We start from the raw sequence: 1044 nt of genomic DNA, 5'->3' as shown, positions 1-1044 counted from the left end.
ACGCTCACCCTTGCGCCAACTCGGCGCGGCGGGACCGCTGATCTTCAGCGAGGTGACCACGCCCTGACCGACCGCGGCATTGATCTTCGCCAGTAACTGCGACTGCAGCATTCGCAACTGAGTGGCCCAGGCGGTGGATTCGGCCTGGATACTCAGCACGCCGTCGGTGAGCGATACCGGGTCGGCGTGTGCCGCGATGTCGTCGCCGACCACGGCCGACCACCGGCCGAAAACCATTCCCTCGGCGACCTTTCCGGACCACCCGCGACTCTTGGCGAGCGACCCGGCCAGTGCGGACAGCAGTTGCGGATCCCGCTCGTCGGGCCGCGCACCGGACCAGCCGGAACGCCGGCGCAGTGCTCGAACCCCGCCCTTACGCGGTGATGCGCGCCCCTGGCCGACCGCCTTACCGCTGGCACGCGCCGCGGCGCGCGCCTCCTCCAGGGCACGACGAGCCAGGTCCACACCACGCAGTTCCGGTTCGGGGCCGGCGGACGGCGGGGAGCCGTCTTCGCGCCCTGGTTCTGCGGCCACCTTCGACTCCTTTCCCGTCCTGTCACTGCGTTGCGGCAAGGCTAGCCGCTGGGTCCGACAACTCGCGCCCCTTGTGCCCGGGGCGATTCGGCCCAAGTGCGCCGATCGGCGTCACCCGATGTGCCGGCCTTCGGTGGGCTCGTCCGCACGGACCTCGTCCGTGAAAGACGGAGGCTCGACGATGTGCGAGGTCCGCCCGTCCGCCACGCCGTCGGTCTCGACCCGGACCGGATTCGCCTCGAGTTCCGGCGGCACGTCCTCGGGCACCGCGGCCGTGATCAGGACCTGTTCGGCGCCCGCGGCCACCGCCGCCAATGCGGTGCGGCGGCGGCGATCCAATTCCGCGAAGACGTCGTCGAGCAGCAGGACCGGATCCGTCCCCGCGCTGCGCAGCAGTTCGAAGGCGCCCAGTCGCAGGGCCAAGGCGAACGACCACGATTCCCCGTGGCTGGCAAAGCCTTTCGCGGGTGCCGAACCGAGCATCAGATCCAGATCGTCGCGATGCGGGCC

General features: G+C 70.6%; 1 protein-coding gene and 1 pseudogene. Both read right to left on the bottom strand.

The window, feature by feature from the left end:
* A partial coding sequence (locus tag ACGF5C_RS35235; protein ID WP_393308809.1) for a DUF721 family protein occupies window positions 1–534 on the bottom strand: 534 nt, incomplete at its 3' end.
* 111 nt (window positions 535–645) lie between these two features.
* Window positions 646–1044 (bottom strand): annotated as a pseudogene (locus ACGF5C_RS35230) (hypothetical protein); the annotation flags it as partial.

Source organism: Micromonospora sp. NPDC047620 (assembly GCF_043205005.1).
Taxonomy (GTDB): domain Bacteria; phylum Actinomycetota; class Actinomycetes; order Mycobacteriales; family Micromonosporaceae; genus Micromonospora.
Note: the sequence above shows the minus strand (reverse complement) of the source record. Positions and strands in the feature narration are given on the sequence as shown.